Below are 17043 nucleotides of genomic sequence, written 5' to 3'. Positions count from 1 at the left end.
AATATATAATTTTTGAAAAAACTTAATTTTGAAAGAAGGGTTTTATTAGTTATTAGAGTTGCTGTAGATATTTTTATTTTTAATAAAATCATACAAGGTTAACTTTCTAAGTTCATAATATAATTCCCAATATTCTCTTAAGCTTTGAAAGTAATTGAACAAAGCATCATCTTTCTCTTTTTGTGCAATATTTAAATCTGTTAAAGTTACTTTGCCTATAGAAAACCTTCGTTTTGCTGACTCATATCTTTTTACTGCAATTTCTGATGCCCTTTTAGAAATTTGAGAAGAAATTTCTAATTGATTCCATTCTAAATATTTTAAATTTAATTCTCTTTTTGCAGTTAATAATTCTTGCTCATTCTCACTTTTAATAAGTTCTAAATTACTTGTTGCGATTTTTTTATCAGCTTTTCTTTTACCCCAAGTAAATATTGGAGCAGAAACTGTTAAGGAAAAATTTTGTTGAGATAATAAGTTCGAATACACTTCATTTAAAAAGTTATTTTGTTGACTCAATCCAAAATTACCTCTTATACCAACCTTTATATCATCACTCTTTATTTTTGATATTTCTTGTTTTGCCTCAAGTACTTCACGCTCATGTTGTACAAGTAATTTTCTGCCTGATAAAGCCTTTTCGAATAATTGTATGGAGTCAATTTTTATAAAAATTAATTCTTCTGGAGTTACTAGATTAAAATTAACATCATTTTTTATTCTTAGTTGATCTAAGAAAGTCTGTTTTGCTAATTTCAATTCATTTTTAGATTTTATAAGTTCTTCTTTAGAATTCAGTAAACTTAATTCAGATTGTAACAAATCATTTTCATATAGCTTACCGATGTTAAACCTTCCCTTTGAAATATTATAAATTGTGTCTTGACTTACTTTATTGTTTAAAGCATTTTTTGATTTCACTTCAGCTAAAAGATAATCAAAAAATAAAGTTGTTGTTTTTAAAGAAATATCTTCTAGCTTCTCTTGAAATTCTCTTTTAGACTCTTCAAGAATCAAGGGTTCAATTTCTTTTTGCCATTTATAAGGATTATATAATAAGGACTCATGAGAATACTGAATTGATAATGGAGTTGAAGAATAATTAACAAAACCTGGAGAAGAAAAAACATCTATTCGATCTAATGAGGATGAAATAGTAAATTCCCCACCAGTAAATGGAACAATTTGATTTATTTCTAAAGAGAGAGATGAAAATGCTTGATTCTGACTGATAAAAGTATCTGTTCCGTTATCTGCAGTAATTCTATTAATCGATCTTTGATAATTAGGTAGTATTCCACTAATATTAACAGATGGAAAAAAATTGGATATATATGATTTATATCCCCAATAACCTACTTCAGCACCATTTTTAGCAGAGAGATAATCAATAGATTGTTTTTTGGCTAGCATAATAGCATCTTCAAGTGATAAATTAACTCTGGGTAAGTTCTCCTGAGTATAAATTATTGATGTAAAAAAATATATTATAATTAATCTATAGTTCATTATTTTAATTTTTTTGTCAACAACCAATAAATAATAGGAACATAATATATACTCACTATAGTCCCTATTACCATTGAAGTAATTACAACAACTGCCAAAGGTTTTTGTAGATCATATCCTATTCCGGAGGTGAAAAAAATTGGAGTCATTGCAAATATTGTTGTCAAGCTCGTCATAAGAATGGCATTTAATCTTTTTTTACCAGCATTGTGAATTGCTTCCATAATTGGCATTCCTGTTAAATATCTCGATTTGTTTATTGCATCTACTTTTAATATTGAATCATTAATTATGATCCCTAATATTATAATTAATCCAATCATTGACATAATATTTAAAGATATTCCCAAAAATTTCAAAAACATTATTGAAATACTTAATGTAAGTGGTATTTCTGAAAGAATAATTAGTGGTTGTAGAAGAGATTCAAATTGAGCTGCAAGTATAAAATACAAAAGTAATATTGAAACGAACAAAACAATTAATAACTCTTTTATAAAATTTTTATTTTCAAAATACTTCCCTTCAAACTCTATATCTTCGCCTATCTTATTTTTTATTAATGAAATTATTTTTTTTTCATTGTTAGTATCAATATTAACAGGTATATAATTCTTATTTGCATTAGCGTAAAAATTCTCTCTGCCTTCATAAACTCTTAAAGAAATCAAATTTTTAATAGGAATTCTAACAGACTCTTGGTTTAGAATATGAAGCTTATTCAAATTAGATATTTGATTCTCATCATTTTTTATGATAATTGGTAAATATTTATTAGTTGTTTTTAAAACACTTATCTTATTTTGCCCTAAAATAGATTTTAGTTTATTAATTAGCTGATTAATATTCACCTTATATAATGCTAATTTATCAGTGTTAATTTCCAATTTTAAATGTTTAATTTTTTGTTCTATGTCTATATAAGTGTTGGGGAAATCTTTGTTAATGGCATTGATTAAAGTTTGTATTTTATTCTCATAGTTAAGAGGCAATCTAGCAAGAAGATTTGTTTTATTTTCAGGAAATAATTGCTCAAATAAATTTTTTGAATTGGCAATTTTAAAAATCGAGTTTTTGTAATTGGATCTTAAAAATGAATCTATTTTTTTCTTTGCTTTTTGACTTTCCGAATAAGACCCATATTCAACATGTATAGTGGATTCTTCAGAATCCAAATACTCTTTAAATGGAAGTAAAAACTCTTGTTCTCCAATATAATTTGAATTAGACACTACTAATTCTTTGCTTACAGCAAGTGTTCGTCTTAAGTTCTCATTAATATTTATTGCTTCATTCCAATTAATAATTAAATCAAAATCATTATAATTTACTTTAGGTAACTTTTCTTTTCTTATACTAAGAGTAGTATATGTTCCTAGAACTATAAAAACAGCACTTATAATAAATATTATTTTTCTCTTCTTGAAAAAAAAATTAAAAGACCTTATGTATATATACTTAAATCCTTTAGATGTATCTTTATCAATTTTGATATTTAAATTAGCGTATAAAGTTGGGAGCAGAATTATTGAAGTAAAGTAAGAAATTGTAAGACTAATTACAATCGAAACTGCTTGATCAAAAAATAGAATACCCGAAATTCCGCTTAGGTATACTAAAGGGATAAAAACTGCACATGTTGTAAGTAGTGACGATAGCAAAGGTTTTATTATTTCATATACACCTTGAGAGCAAGATTCTATAAATGAATTTCCCCTAGCTCTGTATTGGGTAATATTATCTATAACAATTAACGAATTGTCGATCATCATACCAATACCAACAATCAAACCAGATAATGATATAACATTGATAGATACATCTAATAAATTCAAAAATAGAAAACTAATAATTAAAGAAACAGGAATAACAATACCAATGATGAGGGCTATTTTTTGTTTTTTTATAAATATAAATACTATAAGAATTGCTAGTAATGTCCCAGTAATAATAGTATAAACTAGATTGTTTATGGATAGCTTAATAAGATTTATTTGATCTTCACTGATTGAGAAATTAAGATTTGGATAATCTTTTTTTAATTGCTTCAAATAAGTAATAACTTCCTTTTTAGTTGAATAAATTTCTGTCTGAGTTTTATTAAAAACGGCTAAAGACAAAGCTTCTCTTTGATTACTATAAAAAAAACCTTTTCGATCTTTTACATTCTTAGAAACTTGAGCTAATTGTCTTATTTGATAGCTACCATCTTTAGTGTTTACATAAAGATTTTTAATACTTTCTATATCCCTGAGTGTTGGTTCAAATAAAACATCTAAAACATAATGTCCATCTTTAACCTTAAAGCCACCAAGTTGAGAATTATTCTCTACTATAACTTTTTCAATGTCTGTAATTGAAATTTTTAATCTTTCAAGTTTATCTAAGTTTGGAGAAATGACAATTTCGGGAAATACAGAGCCAGCCACATCTATATAAGAAATAGATTCATTTTGTTCAAGTCTTTTTTTGACAACACTATTAATAAAACTTGAAAAATCAATCTTAGACTCATTTTTTGGATAGAGTATATTAATAAAAAATAAAGGAATGTCTGAAGAGTTTGACTTTATCAATATTGGACGATTTATGTTTTGAGGAATTTCCCCCATAATTTTATCTAAATTATCATTCACCTCGACAAATGCATAATCTATATCTACCCCATAATCAAATTTTAAATCTATTACTCCCTTTCCGTTGGAAGTTTTACTTTTTATATCATTTAAATTAGATACTTGAAGTAACTGACTTCTAATAGGTTTTATTACTAAATTCTCTAATTCATATGATGAATATTTAGATTCTTTAACTAGAATTTTTAGTTGAGGAATATCAATTTCAGGCATTAATGTGATAGGCATTGACCCTAATGAGACTATACCTAATAAGACAAATGCCAAAAACGACATTATAACAGCAATTGGTCTTTTTATTAAAAATTCAATCAAACTTTTTGGTATTAAACTTTAGACAAATTGGTAAAAAAAACATAATTACTACAAAAGAAAATATAAGGCCTCCTATATTTCCACAAGCAAATGATGTCCAAAAAAAATCGTTTCCTTTAACTATAGCAAATGGAATTAAACCGATTATTGTTGAAATGATTGTAAGAGTTATGGGAATAATTTTCATATTAAAAGCTTTTATGTAATCAGATAAGTCTCGATTCATCCCTTTTTTTATGTTTTTATATTGATTTAAAATATAAATTGAAGAGTTAACAACAATACCACTTAACATAACAAAAGAGGCTAAACCACCTTGATCAAACGGAATGTCAAAAAGACTAAAAGTTAAAAATACTCCGATAAAAGAAAATGGTATAGTTAATATTATAGCAATTGGTATGAGTAAAGATTCGAACAAGATTGCACAAACAAAATAAATAATCACCAAAATTATCAAAGTTATTTTTAAAAATGAATAATCACTTCTTAAATCATAGTATTCATTATCAGGGTCTAAAGCTTTATAACCAAAAGGTAATTCATAATTTATCTCTTTTATAAGTTTTTTATAAACTGCTTTATTTAATGTATGGGTTCCTGCAAAACTATAGTCTAGAAACACTTCGTAATCACCATTCTTTTTAACTATCTTATTCATAACATTTCTCTTGTGAATATTTGAAAATTGACTTAGGGAAAAAGATGTGGAATCTATTTGTATCATACTTCTCTCCAAAATATATTTTGGTAAAAAACGGTTGTTTTCTGCTATTGTTACTTGTTTATTATTAAATATTGAAATTAAATTTTCGCTACCAGAATTCCACTTTATTAAATCAATTATTTGGTTATTATTCAATTCTTTTTTGTTTTGTAAGAAACCTTGTTTAATATTTAATTCATATTCATACTTATCTTTTAGAATCCAAGATTTTTCACCACTTATTTTAACATTACTAATTCTTGAATTTTCTAATAAAATGTTATTCTTAATTTTAGAAGCAAGCTTTAGTAGTTGGTCAAGATTATAACCTTTCAATTTTATTGTTGCGTCAGTCACCAAATTTCCACTATTACTAAAAGGGCGTCCTACACCAAATATTGAACAATTAATACCTCCTAACTGTATTGCAACCTCTTCTAGTTTATTTTTTAACACATATGGTATATCAGTATTTTTAAACTTTTCTTTAACAAAAATATTTATTAATCCATTATTTGAGTTACTTACCTCCGTTAAAAAAAACTCCACTTCTTCATAATCTAAAAGTGATTTTTCAAAACTTCTTATTGCTTTATTAAGTTGTTCAATTGTGCCTCCTTCTGAGTTATTTATTCTTATTTTAATTGATAACCTTTTTGGAGAACTTATAAACGAATTATTCTCGATACTTTTTAAAAACGTATATAGCGTTCCTCCAAAATATTTGAAATTTGGAGCTAAATAATCTCTATAAGTATTACTCTTTAAAATTGGGTTGATCACTTTTGATAATTTATTTCTTTCTGAAATATGTTTTGGAATTAAAAAAAGAGGGAAGCCAAAAAGTAAAATAAAAAAAATGAAAACGACTTTCTTTTTTGTTATCAGAAATACTAATATCTTTTTGTAAAAATTAGACCAAATCAATGCTTTCCTTTTTCTATTAATATTAACTGATTTCTTTTTTAATTTAATTTTTTCAAATAAAGAAGGTGCTAAGAAAAATGTAATAAGCAAAGAAGTAATTAAATTAATAATAATAATCCAAGAGAAATCATAAAGGTATAATTGATATTCTTTTCGTATGAAAAAAACCATAACCAAAGCTCCCACCGTTGTCATGGTTGCTGCTAGTATTGAAATAAATACTTTTTTATTATTATGATTAACCAAATGGTCTATCATAATAATGGTGTTGTCAGTAATAATTCCTATAGATATGGTTAAGCCTGCAAGTGAGTATAAGTGAATGTCTACAGAAAACAAATAATAAAATATTACAGCAAAAAGAATGTTTGTAATTAGTGTCATTAATACTAAAAAAACATATTTAATATCATTGTTAAACAAAAAAATAAAGACTAATAAAACAATTAATGAGAAAAGTATTCTGTATATAACCTTGTCTAGCTCATTTTTTAATTTTTTTGTAGAATCATAAAGAATATTAATATGTATATTATCTTTCGATAATTGTTTATTAATAAGATTAATTTCTTTCTCCAAAGTTTTTGATAGAGATAATTGATTCTCCTTCTTCTCAGAGGATAAAAAAAATGTTAACGCTTCATTGCCGTTATATCTTTTATAACCATGTAATTTATCTTGTTTCTCTACTATGGAGATAATATCTTTTAATTTAATTTTTTCATTTTTTTTATTGAGAATAACTATGTTTAAAAGATTAATAATATCATCATTTTTCTCTTTGAAACCAATCTCTATAACCGTATTTATCCCATTATATTTAATCAAACCCAAATGATGTCTATTTAAAAAAGAAATAATAGTTAACTTTATAGTTTCCAAGTCAAGATTATATTTTTCTATAAGTATGTTTTTACATACTATTAAATATTTATATTTAGGAACGCCATATAACTGTAAACTATTTATTCCTTTAATTCTTGCAATTTTAGGTTTAATAATATTTTCAGTGTAATTATAAAGTTCTTTTTTAGATTTATTTCCACTTATAACTAGAGACATAAGAGGTTCTTTATCCTCTTCTTTTTCAATTCCATGTTTTTTAATGAAAGGGTAGGTTACACCATTTGGAAATGACGAGTAAATTTGACGGAGAATAGAAGATATATAAAGCGATGATTTATCTAAATTTGTTCCTTTTAAAAATTTCAGTCGAATATTTCCTTCTCCTTTAGATGTAATAGAGCTTAATTCAACGAGATTTTCAATTTTAGATAAAGAATGTTCTATTTTTGAGGTGACTTCGCTTTCGATTATTCTAGGATTTTGGGCAACCCAAGAATAATTGATAGATATAATTGGGACATTTTGTTGGGGCTCAAGCCTAATGGATAATAATGAAATTAGGGAAAGACCTAAAAATCCAAAAACAGTAAAGATTATTATTTTTGAAAAAGAGGATAAAGACAAGTAATTTTGAATCCATTTATTCATTTTCTTTTATCACACTTGAATTGTGAGCCAAATTTATATTTCCAGAATAAATTATTTCATCACTTTTTTTTATACCTTTCTCGATAACGATATTTTCATAATTTTCAAAAGATGTTTCTACATAATTCCATATTGCTTTACCATCTTTGTATGTAAATACTACTTTTTTATTATCTCTCATTACAATACTTTCTCGAGGAATATATAGTTTATTGGGAATTACTTTTTTTAAGGTAATGTTAACGTTCATTCCATCAATAATAGTATTATTATTAGATTTATTTCTAATAACTCCTTTTACTTTTATCATGTTATTATCATCAACCATTGGATTAATCTCAGTAATAGTTCCTAAATATACTTCTTCATTTAATAAAGTAGATACTTCTATAGATTGATTTTTAGTTAGAAAAATATAATCATCCTCAATAACACAAAATTGAACTTCTAATAAAGAATTATCTATAATAGTACAAAAGGGCTCAGTGTTATCAGGATAACTAAATCTTCTTGTGTCTAAATTAGCGACAACTCCATCAATAGGTGCTTTTAAAATTGTTGAAGCGAATTCTATCTTGGCGTCATTTAAGTTAGAAACAGAAGTATTATAATTACTTCTATTTCTTGCCATATTTAGGGTAGTATTTGGAATATTAGAGGAGTCCTTTAGATTATGATTAAACCCTATTAAAATATCTTCAACATCGATTTTTGCTCTTTCTAATTGCTCTTTAGTCTTTATAATCTTGTTAATATAGGTCTTGTTTTCTTGTTTTGCTAGTACTTGTCCCTTTGATACAAAACTCCCATTTTTCACATATATATTAGAAATTTTCTCGTCTAGTTTGAATTTTAAATCAACCTTTTTTTGTGCAAAAATTTTACCTTTAGTTTTTAATTCCAAATAAAAGTTTCCATAATTAGGGCTTAAAACTTTTACTTTTTTTTTAGTTACACTTTTTGGTATACTAATATTTAATGTTTTATTCTCGTTTTTATTCTTATGACAAGAATAAATAACAAACGTTAAAAGAAAACTTAATAGATATTTATTTATTTTCATTTGTATTATAAGTAAATTAAAAAAGGTAGTCTCAATATACTTTATTGAAGCCACCTTTTATACAATGAGATTAAGCTTGCTATTCAAATGCCATTTGAATTGAACCTCCTCCTCCACCATTGCCACAAGAACCACCATTGGACTTTAAATACCTGTTTCTGTAATTATGGCCATTTAAACCACAAATAGATGTGCGCTCTTTACAACAACTTCCATCTGCAAAAGCCGAATTTAATTCAACGCTATTTCCATTAGAAGTAGATAAACTAAATGTTAAAGCTAATGTGAATACTCCGAGAGCTGATAAAAATATTTTTTTCATAATTCAAAAATTTTAAGGGTTATATAATATTTATTCTAATTTTTATTCAAATGCCATTTGAGTCAAACCTCCTCCATTGCCGCCACAAGAACCAATCTTTTTCACATGATTTCCAATTTGCCAACCATTATCACGATCCGAAGATTTAGGACACATCGACTGAGATTCATAACAACAAGTATGATTTGCAAAGGCAGAATTTAATTCAACACTATTTCCGTTAGGAGTAGATAAACTAAATGTTAAAGCTAATGAGAATACTCCAAGAGCTGATAAAAAGATTTTTTTCATAATTCAAAAATTTTAAGGGTTATATAATATTTATTCTAATTTTTATTCAAATGCCATTTGAGTTAAACTTCCTCCATGGCCACCACAAGAACCACTTGTTTTATAATACCTATCCCAATATTCTTTACTATTTAGAATACAGGTAGAACCACTTTCTCTACAACATGTTCCATCTGCAAAAGCAGAATTAAATTCAACACCATTTGTGTTAGATGTAGATAAGCTAAATGTTAAAGATAAAGCGAATACTCCAAGAGCTGATAAAAAGATTTTCTTCATAATTAAAAAGTTTTAAAGATTTATATTTAATTTATTATTCAAACACAAATTCGAAAGAGTTATTTCCCGTGCATTAAGACTCCTCTACAATAGTATTATTTATTATATATCAACCATTTGCAGATGAACAAATTAAACCTGTTTCGGGGAAACAAGTTTGAGTTGCATGAACTGAATTTATACTAAGACTACCACCATTATGAGTAGATAAACTAAATGTTAGAGTTAATGTAAATACAAGAAAAACTAGTAATTTTTTTTTCACAATTCAAAAATTTTAATGTCAGTACTTCTTTTTTATAATTTCTAATATTTCTTGCTCGAATAATTCATCTTTAATAGGAGAACCTATATAAATTACTTTATCCTTCTTTAATAAAAAAGTCTGATATGATTTTATGTTTGACAAATTGTTTAACTCATAAAAGTCATTTTCTTTATCAAAAAAAATATCATATTCTAATTTTGCTTGATCATAAACCTGATATTTAAATAATTCTTTTCTTGAACTGGTTGCAATAAAAAACATATCTACCTTTTTCAAAAATTCAGAGTTTGTATCTAAAAATTTTGTCCATTTTTCTAACTCACCAACACAATCTGAACAATCTGCATCGATATATGAAACCATTATATACTTTTTTGTGCTTTTTGCTAATTTTGTATTGAGTATTCTTTGAGTTTTTAAATTATAGAGTGAATCAGGAAATATAATTGTTTTATTAAACCATTCTTCTTGGATACTATCGTGTTTAGTTAACAATTTACTTACTAATTCCTTGTCTTTTTTAATTAAATCTGTTTTTTTTATTACAATATATCCAGTTATTATTATTAGTAATAATGTTAAAAAACCATAAACCTTATTCTTCATTTAAATGATATTTTTTTATCATGCCTTCACCTTTTCTATTATATTCTGATGTAAAAAGCGTTTCATTGTCTTTTGCTAAAATAGCTATAGCTAAATTTGGGATACGATAAGAAGTAAGATATCTACCTTCCCAATCATAAACATAAATCTTATTTGCATAATTGGCTAAACCTTCTCCCCTTGTGCGTCCAGAATAAAGGGTGAAAATTTTATCTTTCGTAACTGATATATCAATACAACCAAAACGAGTTGTATCGTCTTGAGCCATGGTTACACCTCCATCAGTATTTACGACTTCATATATAGGAACAAAATCTAAATGAGTTTTAAAATACAACGATTCATCAGTTTTTAAGTTATGTATTTCCAATAAATCAGAATAACGGTTAACAATTGCTATTTTTTCTTTATTGGGGTGTATTTTTGAAGTAGACTGATATGAAGCATTATGGACGCTTCTTGGAGTGTTTTTTCTCTCAGGATTTACCATTTTGAATTTTTCTTTAAAGATATTTCCTAACTTGTTTGTATAAACAAGTCTATTTTCTGATTCAGAAAAAGTAGTACTTATTAAAGTTGAGTCATTTAGCCATAAAGGATTAAAGTTTTGTCTAGCTTTATCTTTGAAAACAATCTCTTCACTGTAAGAATAATTAGTTTTTTTGTCAGTAATAATTGAGTCTAAATTATAAGAAACTAATTTGCTTAAAGTGATGTCATGTAACCATATTTGATTATCAAAAAAATCTATCGAAACAGCGCTCAATGTTTCTCCTGGTCCTTTTCCAATATCGGCTATTGATGATAAATATTTTTCATTCTTAATATCTACTATATGGATATTTTTATCAAAGTCTTCGTCTAAAATGAAGAGAATAGAATCTTTTAAAGACATTTTTCCAGGCATTACAATTCCATCTAGACTTATAGAATCTCCAGATATATTTATTTCAGGAGGTATCGATAAACCTAGTTTTGAGAATTTAAACTCTTTATTTTGTTTATTACACGAAATAATTACAAAAAGAGTTAAAAATAAAGAAATTACTTTCTCAAACATAACTTTAATTAATGAGTTTCTGTAAACTTAATAAAAAAATCATAATTTATATAATTTTCCTAAAATTTTTTTCTCACAAATAAATCCAAAAAATCTAGAATCATTCGAATGATGCCTATTGTCGCCTAAAAGATAATAATAATCGTAAATAAATACATGATTATCTATTTTTTTCTTTCCTAGGAAAATATTATCAGTATTTTTATCGATTTTGATTGTTAAACCAGATTCATATTCGATAATATTTTTGTAAAAAATAATGTTGTTTTTGTTTAGATTAATGCATTTACCTTTATTAGGAATCCAAATTTCACCATAATTATCTCTATTCCAATCAAATATTTTTTCTTTTGGGAAGATGCTCTGAACTTTTGTTTTTGATTTATATATGTTACGTTTCAAACTGTCTTTTAGATGAAAATTGGTATATTCTAAGTTTGATAGCAGATAGTTTTCCTTACCTTGGTTTATAGGAATATATTCAAAACTAAAATTTTTCTTTTCTTCTAACAATTTGTTATCTATATAAACCTTGCTGTCAATTATTTTAAAAGTTTCATTTGGAAGCCCTATAATTCTTTTTATATATGATTTACTATGTCTTTCTTTTTTAAATACAACAATATCATTTCTTTGAATATCAAGAAACCCTTTTAATCTCTTGTAATACCTAGCATCTTCCCTTGGTTTAAAAAGTATATTCAAAAATGGTATTTGTGAAAGATTTTTTGGTATTACAGGTCCATAAGTTAATTTTTCGACCAATATTACATCTCCTTCAGATAATTCTCTCTCCATTGAGGATGAAGGTATAAAATAGATTTCAAAGAAAAATACTCTACAAAATATACCAAAAAAAATTATGGAGAAGAATATGTAGCAATACTTTAAAATTTTATAGAATAAAGTAGTAACTTTATTTTTAATAAAACTTGGAATTAGTTTTGTTGAAAATGAATCAAAAAAAACTAGGAGAATGAGAGTAATACCCCATGAATTTGACCAAATAAAAAATAAAATCCCTAAAAAAGATAAAAAAAAGAATAAAATAACTTTAAATTTTGAATTATTCATTATTATTTTTTTCAATTATTTCTATTATATCGTTTTCTATTTTCTCTGAAAATCCAAAATATTCAGCAAGAATAACCCCTTTTTTATTTATTAACATATATCTAGGAAAGCTATTAATACCATATTTTTCTAAAATCTTTGAGTTGCCGATTAAATTTAAAAAAGTAATATTTTTTTGCTGAATTAATTTTAAAGCGTTATTCGTATCTTGACTTATGATACCAATAATTTGTATATTATTAGAATGTTTTCCTTGTAATTGTTCAATTTTTAGAAGTGATTTTATACACGGTCCACACCAAGTCTCCCAAAAATCTATTAAAGTAACTTTATTTACTCTAAAATCAATTACCTGATTGTCTGTCAAGTTCGGGAGTGAAAAATTTGATATTTTTTTCCCAATCAAACTCTCTTTTTTTTCATGCCTATCATTTGTTTCAGTAAAAATATTTATTTTACTTTTTAGTAAGCTATCTATTATGTTTTCCTGTCCTTTATTTATCTTAATGTCTGAAAAAAATAATTGGGTAGAAGATTTATTCCCCATAATATTGGATTCTTTTATGATTTCGATTGGGAAAAAATCAGTTTTTCGTAAACGAACAGTTTTAGTTATGTTATTTATTTTGTATGCAGTATCATTTTCATATTTGTAATTTAAGACAAAACTATCATCTTTAGTTATTAAACTTAAACTTGAATATATTGTGTCCAATTTGAAAACTTCTCTAGAAACCATCTGACCTCCAGGTTTGCCTAAAAATCCAATTGCGCCTTTCTCATTGTTGAATTCTTTTTTATTCTCAATAAATTCATAGCCTATTGAGTTTTTATAGATGTGTAATTTATCTACATCAAAACGCCTTGAATAAAAAGAAATACCAAAAATAGTATCCTTTAAATCTTTTTCTATATAGGCAAAACCTTTATTATTCCAAACTTCACCATCTTCTGGAAAAGTGTCTATTCTTTGCATATAATATTCAACATTTTTAATTTTTTCAGAATTTTCGTGAAATTTTTTTATTACATAATTTAAGTCTTCATTTTTCTTTTTAACACAACCAATGAGAATAATTGATATTACTAAAACTAATTGTTTCATAAATAATTATTTTTATTGTAAAGATATTTAATATTTACAATAAGATTTAATTTTATATTAATTTGTAATTTCAGTTCAAACTTTAGGCAAGTATGCAACTAATGCTTACAATAAAAAAACGTTGAGTCATTTTTAATTGGAAATCAATATAGTTGCAACCTGATTTGGGAATGTTTAATAATCTCTAGAGTGGATTTTGTTTTTGACTGATATAATTTTTTAGAAGTTGAAGTTCTTGTAATCGGGTCTGTAGTTTTTCCAAACATTGGGTTTTCTCACTGTCAATACCCAAAATAGAAAATCTATATTTGTTATTATTGAAAATAGTATCTCTTAATTTAGAACGATACGTGTAAATTTGAAGTTCTTTATCTTGCTGTATTTTTCGATCACCTCCTCATGGTTTGTTACAGCATCAAAAAGCATATTTACTCTTTCAAAAACCAACTCTTTATAGGTTTTCTTGTTTTTTATCTAAACGTAGTTTTAATTGGTATTCTTTTTCTTAAGGATTATTTTGTTGTGCCTTAGCAATGTTTCGTTTTTCAAATTGTATTTTATTTGTATGAACTATAGAGAAAGTATGGTTGGGATATTTCTGTTTATGACAGTTTTCAAAGTCAATTAGTAACTTTTGGATCTCTTTATGACTGGTGTATATACTCTTAGAGCTTCTTCGATGCACTATTAAATGTAAATGCTGTCCATTATAATGAGATTTTGCCAGTGTTATTACATTTCCTGTTTTCCGCATTTCAATAATAGGTATTCATAAAATCTCGAATTTCTGTATCTGACAATTTACGATCATTTTTGCGAATAGTAATAATCTCATGGTATAAGGCAACACTATTCTTCTTTTCTTTAAGGTGTTTGTGATTTGCTAAGAAATTTTATATGTATTTTGTTTACATCTATGTCCTATGCTTCGTATAAGAACTGGAGTACCAAAAGTATTATCAATCTCCTTTTTATTTATCTCTACAATATGTAAAACTAATTGTTTGGTAGAATAAATATTTTTCTGAGTTTTAAGCTTTATAACTATTTTTTATTTTTTAAGTAACTACTTTTTTCAATCAATAATTTTGGTGTAAATATTTATTTTCGTTTTGTTTGAAACTTTAGCTACTCAGTTAGGTTTGGAGCAGTTTACAATGAAATCTTTGTATTTTTACCATTTTTATACTCCTTCTATGTTTTTAAATATCAGATGTAACATAAATGTTTAAAGTTTTGTGTTTTGTTATGACGCCATTTCAGAAAGTAAATTGATTATCCGTCAAAATAAGTGTTTCCCCCCTTTTTTGTTATATTCTTTTTGATGTTCTAAAGCATATTCTAATTTGTATTGCTTTTTAAAAACATCAGTTTTAGCAGTACCCATTCTTCTATTAGTCACGATATAAAAATTTTGTTTTATAAGTTATTCTTTTTCATTAGATTTAGATGTAAATGAAATAAGTGAAACAAGTTTTATGGTTTTTATTTAAATCGTACAGGAGCTATTTTGCTACGTTTTCGTAACGTATATTGCTTGCAGTATGAAGTTAACTTATTGATTATCATATGATTGTTTTTAAACGTTAAAAAATCTTTCCATATTGGATTGTATAATTTTATTGAGTTCAAGTAAACTTCTATCGGAAAGCGTTACATATTATTTTAATTGAACAGAAGTTTTACTAAAAGACCTATTTAATTTTTTCCGTTTACTGTAATCCTAATACAAAGACTGATTAGATTTTCTTTAGTACGTAAAATATAGGCACAGAAAAGAATTGTAAATATAATATTCTCATAGTTGTTGTCTTTTAAATTAAACATTTAGTAAGACGAAAGTCAAATCAACTATATCGAGTATTAATTTCTTCACAATTCTAATCGACAACAATGTTGTCGATTTAGTTTTTCTGATGTCGATTTGTTGCCATTTAATATCAAATCAAATCATTTTAAATTATGGTCTAAAAACCAAGAAACCCTGCGAATTATATTATTTGCAGGGTTTTGACTCTTTTTGAGAGTTAAACTTGTGACCTCGACAGGATTGACTTTGTCTTTCCTGATAAAGCTCCGCTTTGAAAATCACAAAAAGAATCACTTCTCAATTTTCAAAAAAAGAAGCGAGCTTCATTTTTGAAACTCGCTTTGCAATTCACTTTTTTGTGATTTATCCGTGACCTTAGAAGGACAGAGTTCGAACTTTTTAAAGGAAGATATTGAAATTATTATCAATAAATCTCATGATATTAAAAGAGTTTAAGTCTTATTAATTTTTATAAAATTATTTATGACGACAGATTCTTTTAATATTATCTAATTATCTATTAAATGATGGGTGTCTTAAAGGTGCTATTTCATTTTTAAAGTTACTCGGGTCTACTTTAAGTTTAAAGAAACTTAATTCTAAATCAATATGAACGCTTTCAGAACTAGTAAAAAAAAGTTTTCTGTTATCATAATTAATGACTTCATTTATGTTTTTTGGAGACCTTTGATATTTTTCATAATCATTGCATAAATGAACGATATATTCTTCAGAAACATACTGATTAAAAAATAATTGTGATTGAGAATTGATAAGTTGTAAACCATTTAAATTATGCACATCTTCTATTGACTCTGTGGAACTACAATCTTCATTGTCTTCTCCAAAATCGTATACCTCTGGATCATATAAACATATCATCAATCTAGGGTGAATTGGGTAAAAAATTTGAAGTCCTTTAGTAACTAAGCCTGTTGCTCCAATATAATTATCAGCTTTTTCCAGTAGTTGATTGTAGTATATAACTGGTGAGTCTGATGTGATAAAGGGAAGTAATGATAAATTAACCAAGAATTTACAATTGAGAAAATTTAAAAGTTGTGTGTGTTTGATTGAGTTTAAAAGCCCTAATAATTCTGGATTTTCATGTGACAGTTTACTATCTTTAAAATCCTCCCATAAGTCAGGTTTAAACTCTTTTATTACTTTTTTTAGACTTTTATTAAGAGCTTTCATGATATCACTCCCAGACTTAGGAGTTCTAAAAGATTGATATAAAATAAATTGCTTTAATAATTTGAAACCATTAGTTTCTGGAGGTGGTGGGATAAGTATTTTTTCCTCTGTCCAATAATAAAACATCTTAGCTACTTCACTTTCCATAGAGGCTAATGCATTTTCTACTTCATCATCTTTACCATAAATATAATTTTTATATGCTTGATGTTTCAAGGTGGCTTTTTTAACAAAGACTTTATTTTTAAGATTATACAAGCTCAAGAATTTTCCACCACTATTAACTGAGAACCTCTTTAGATAAAAACGTGGAATATAATGATGCTTTTTCTTTTTACTCATAAAATAGAAGTATTTTAACTTATAAAATTATTTTTTAAA

Annotated in this window: 12 protein-coding genes; all 12 read right to left on the bottom strand. The window is 25.8% G+C overall.

The features are described from left to right. Positions 1-45 precede the first annotated feature (45 nt). Positions 46-1509: a TolC family protein gene (locus ACZ451_RS00310; RefSeq protein ID WP_464215078.1), complete on the bottom strand. Its 1464-nt coding sequence runs from the start codon at positions 1507-1509 to the stop codon at positions 46-48. Then, positions 1509-4460 (bottom strand): efflux RND transporter permease subunit, encoded by a 2952-nt coding sequence (locus tag ACZ451_RS00305; RefSeq protein WP_464215077.1) that lies wholly within the window; start codon positions 4458-4460, stop codon positions 1509-1511. The genes ACZ451_RS00310 and ACZ451_RS00305 overlap by 1 nt, the downstream gene beginning before the upstream one ends. Next, entirely contained in the window at positions 4453-7587 is a 3135-nt protein-coding gene (locus ACZ451_RS00300) for an efflux RND transporter permease subunit (RefSeq protein WP_464215076.1), read from the bottom strand. Before ACZ451_RS00300 ends, ACZ451_RS00305 begins: the two co-directional genes overlap by 8 nt. After that, positions 7580-8650 (bottom strand): efflux RND transporter periplasmic adaptor subunit, encoded by a 1071-nt coding sequence (locus ACZ451_RS00295; protein ID WP_464215075.1) that lies wholly within the window; start codon positions 8648-8650, stop codon positions 7580-7582. Before ACZ451_RS00295 ends, ACZ451_RS00300 begins: the two co-directional genes overlap by 8 nt. 79 nt (positions 8651-8729) lie before the next feature. Then, the gene (locus ACZ451_RS00290; protein WP_464215074.1) at positions 8730-8972 is read right to left on the bottom strand and encodes a hypothetical protein; all 243 of its coding nucleotides are present in this window, start codon (positions 8970-8972) and stop codon (positions 8730-8732) included. A 42-nt stretch (positions 8973-9014) separates the two neighbouring features. Then, complete coding sequence (locus ACZ451_RS00285; RefSeq protein WP_464215073.1) at positions 9015-9263, bottom strand: hypothetical protein; 249 nt, start codon at positions 9261-9263, stop codon at positions 9015-9017. A gap of 42 nt (positions 9264-9305) precedes the next feature. Further along, the gene (locus ACZ451_RS00280; RefSeq protein ID WP_464215072.1) at positions 9306-9542 is read right to left on the bottom strand and encodes a hypothetical protein; all 237 of its coding nucleotides are present in this window, start codon (positions 9540-9542) and stop codon (positions 9306-9308) included. 283 nt (positions 9543-9825) lie between these two features. Further along, the gene (locus tag ACZ451_RS00275) at positions 9826-10416 is read right to left on the bottom strand and encodes a hypothetical protein (protein WP_464215071.1); all 591 of its coding nucleotides are present in this window, start codon (positions 10414-10416) and stop codon (positions 9826-9828) included. Next, complete coding sequence (locus tag ACZ451_RS00270) at positions 10406-11476, bottom strand: BF3164 family lipoprotein (protein WP_464215070.1); 1071 nt, start codon at positions 11474-11476, stop codon at positions 10406-10408. Before ACZ451_RS00270 ends, ACZ451_RS00275 begins: the two co-directional genes overlap by 11 nt. A 39-nt stretch (positions 11477-11515) precedes the next feature. After that, positions 11516-12550, bottom strand: coding sequence for a signal peptidase I (gene lepB / locus ACZ451_RS00265; RefSeq protein ID WP_464215069.1), 1035 nt, complete (start codon positions 12548-12550; stop codon positions 11516-11518). Then, on the bottom strand, positions 12543-13655 hold the full coding sequence (locus ACZ451_RS00260; protein ID WP_464215068.1) for a TlpA family protein disulfide reductase: 1113 nt from the start codon (positions 13653-13655) through the stop codon (positions 12543-12545). The genes lepB and ACZ451_RS00260 overlap by 8 nt, the downstream gene beginning before the upstream one ends. Before the next feature lie 2323 nt (positions 13656-15978). Then, complete coding sequence (locus ACZ451_RS00255; protein WP_464215067.1) at positions 15979-17004, bottom strand: DUF4238 domain-containing protein; 1026 nt, start codon at positions 17002-17004, stop codon at positions 15979-15981. Positions 17005-17043: the final 39 nt, after the last annotated feature.

Source organism: Allocellulophaga tsushimaensis (assembly GCF_055383085.1).
Note: the sequence above shows the minus strand (reverse complement) of the source record. Positions and strands in the feature narration are given on the sequence as shown.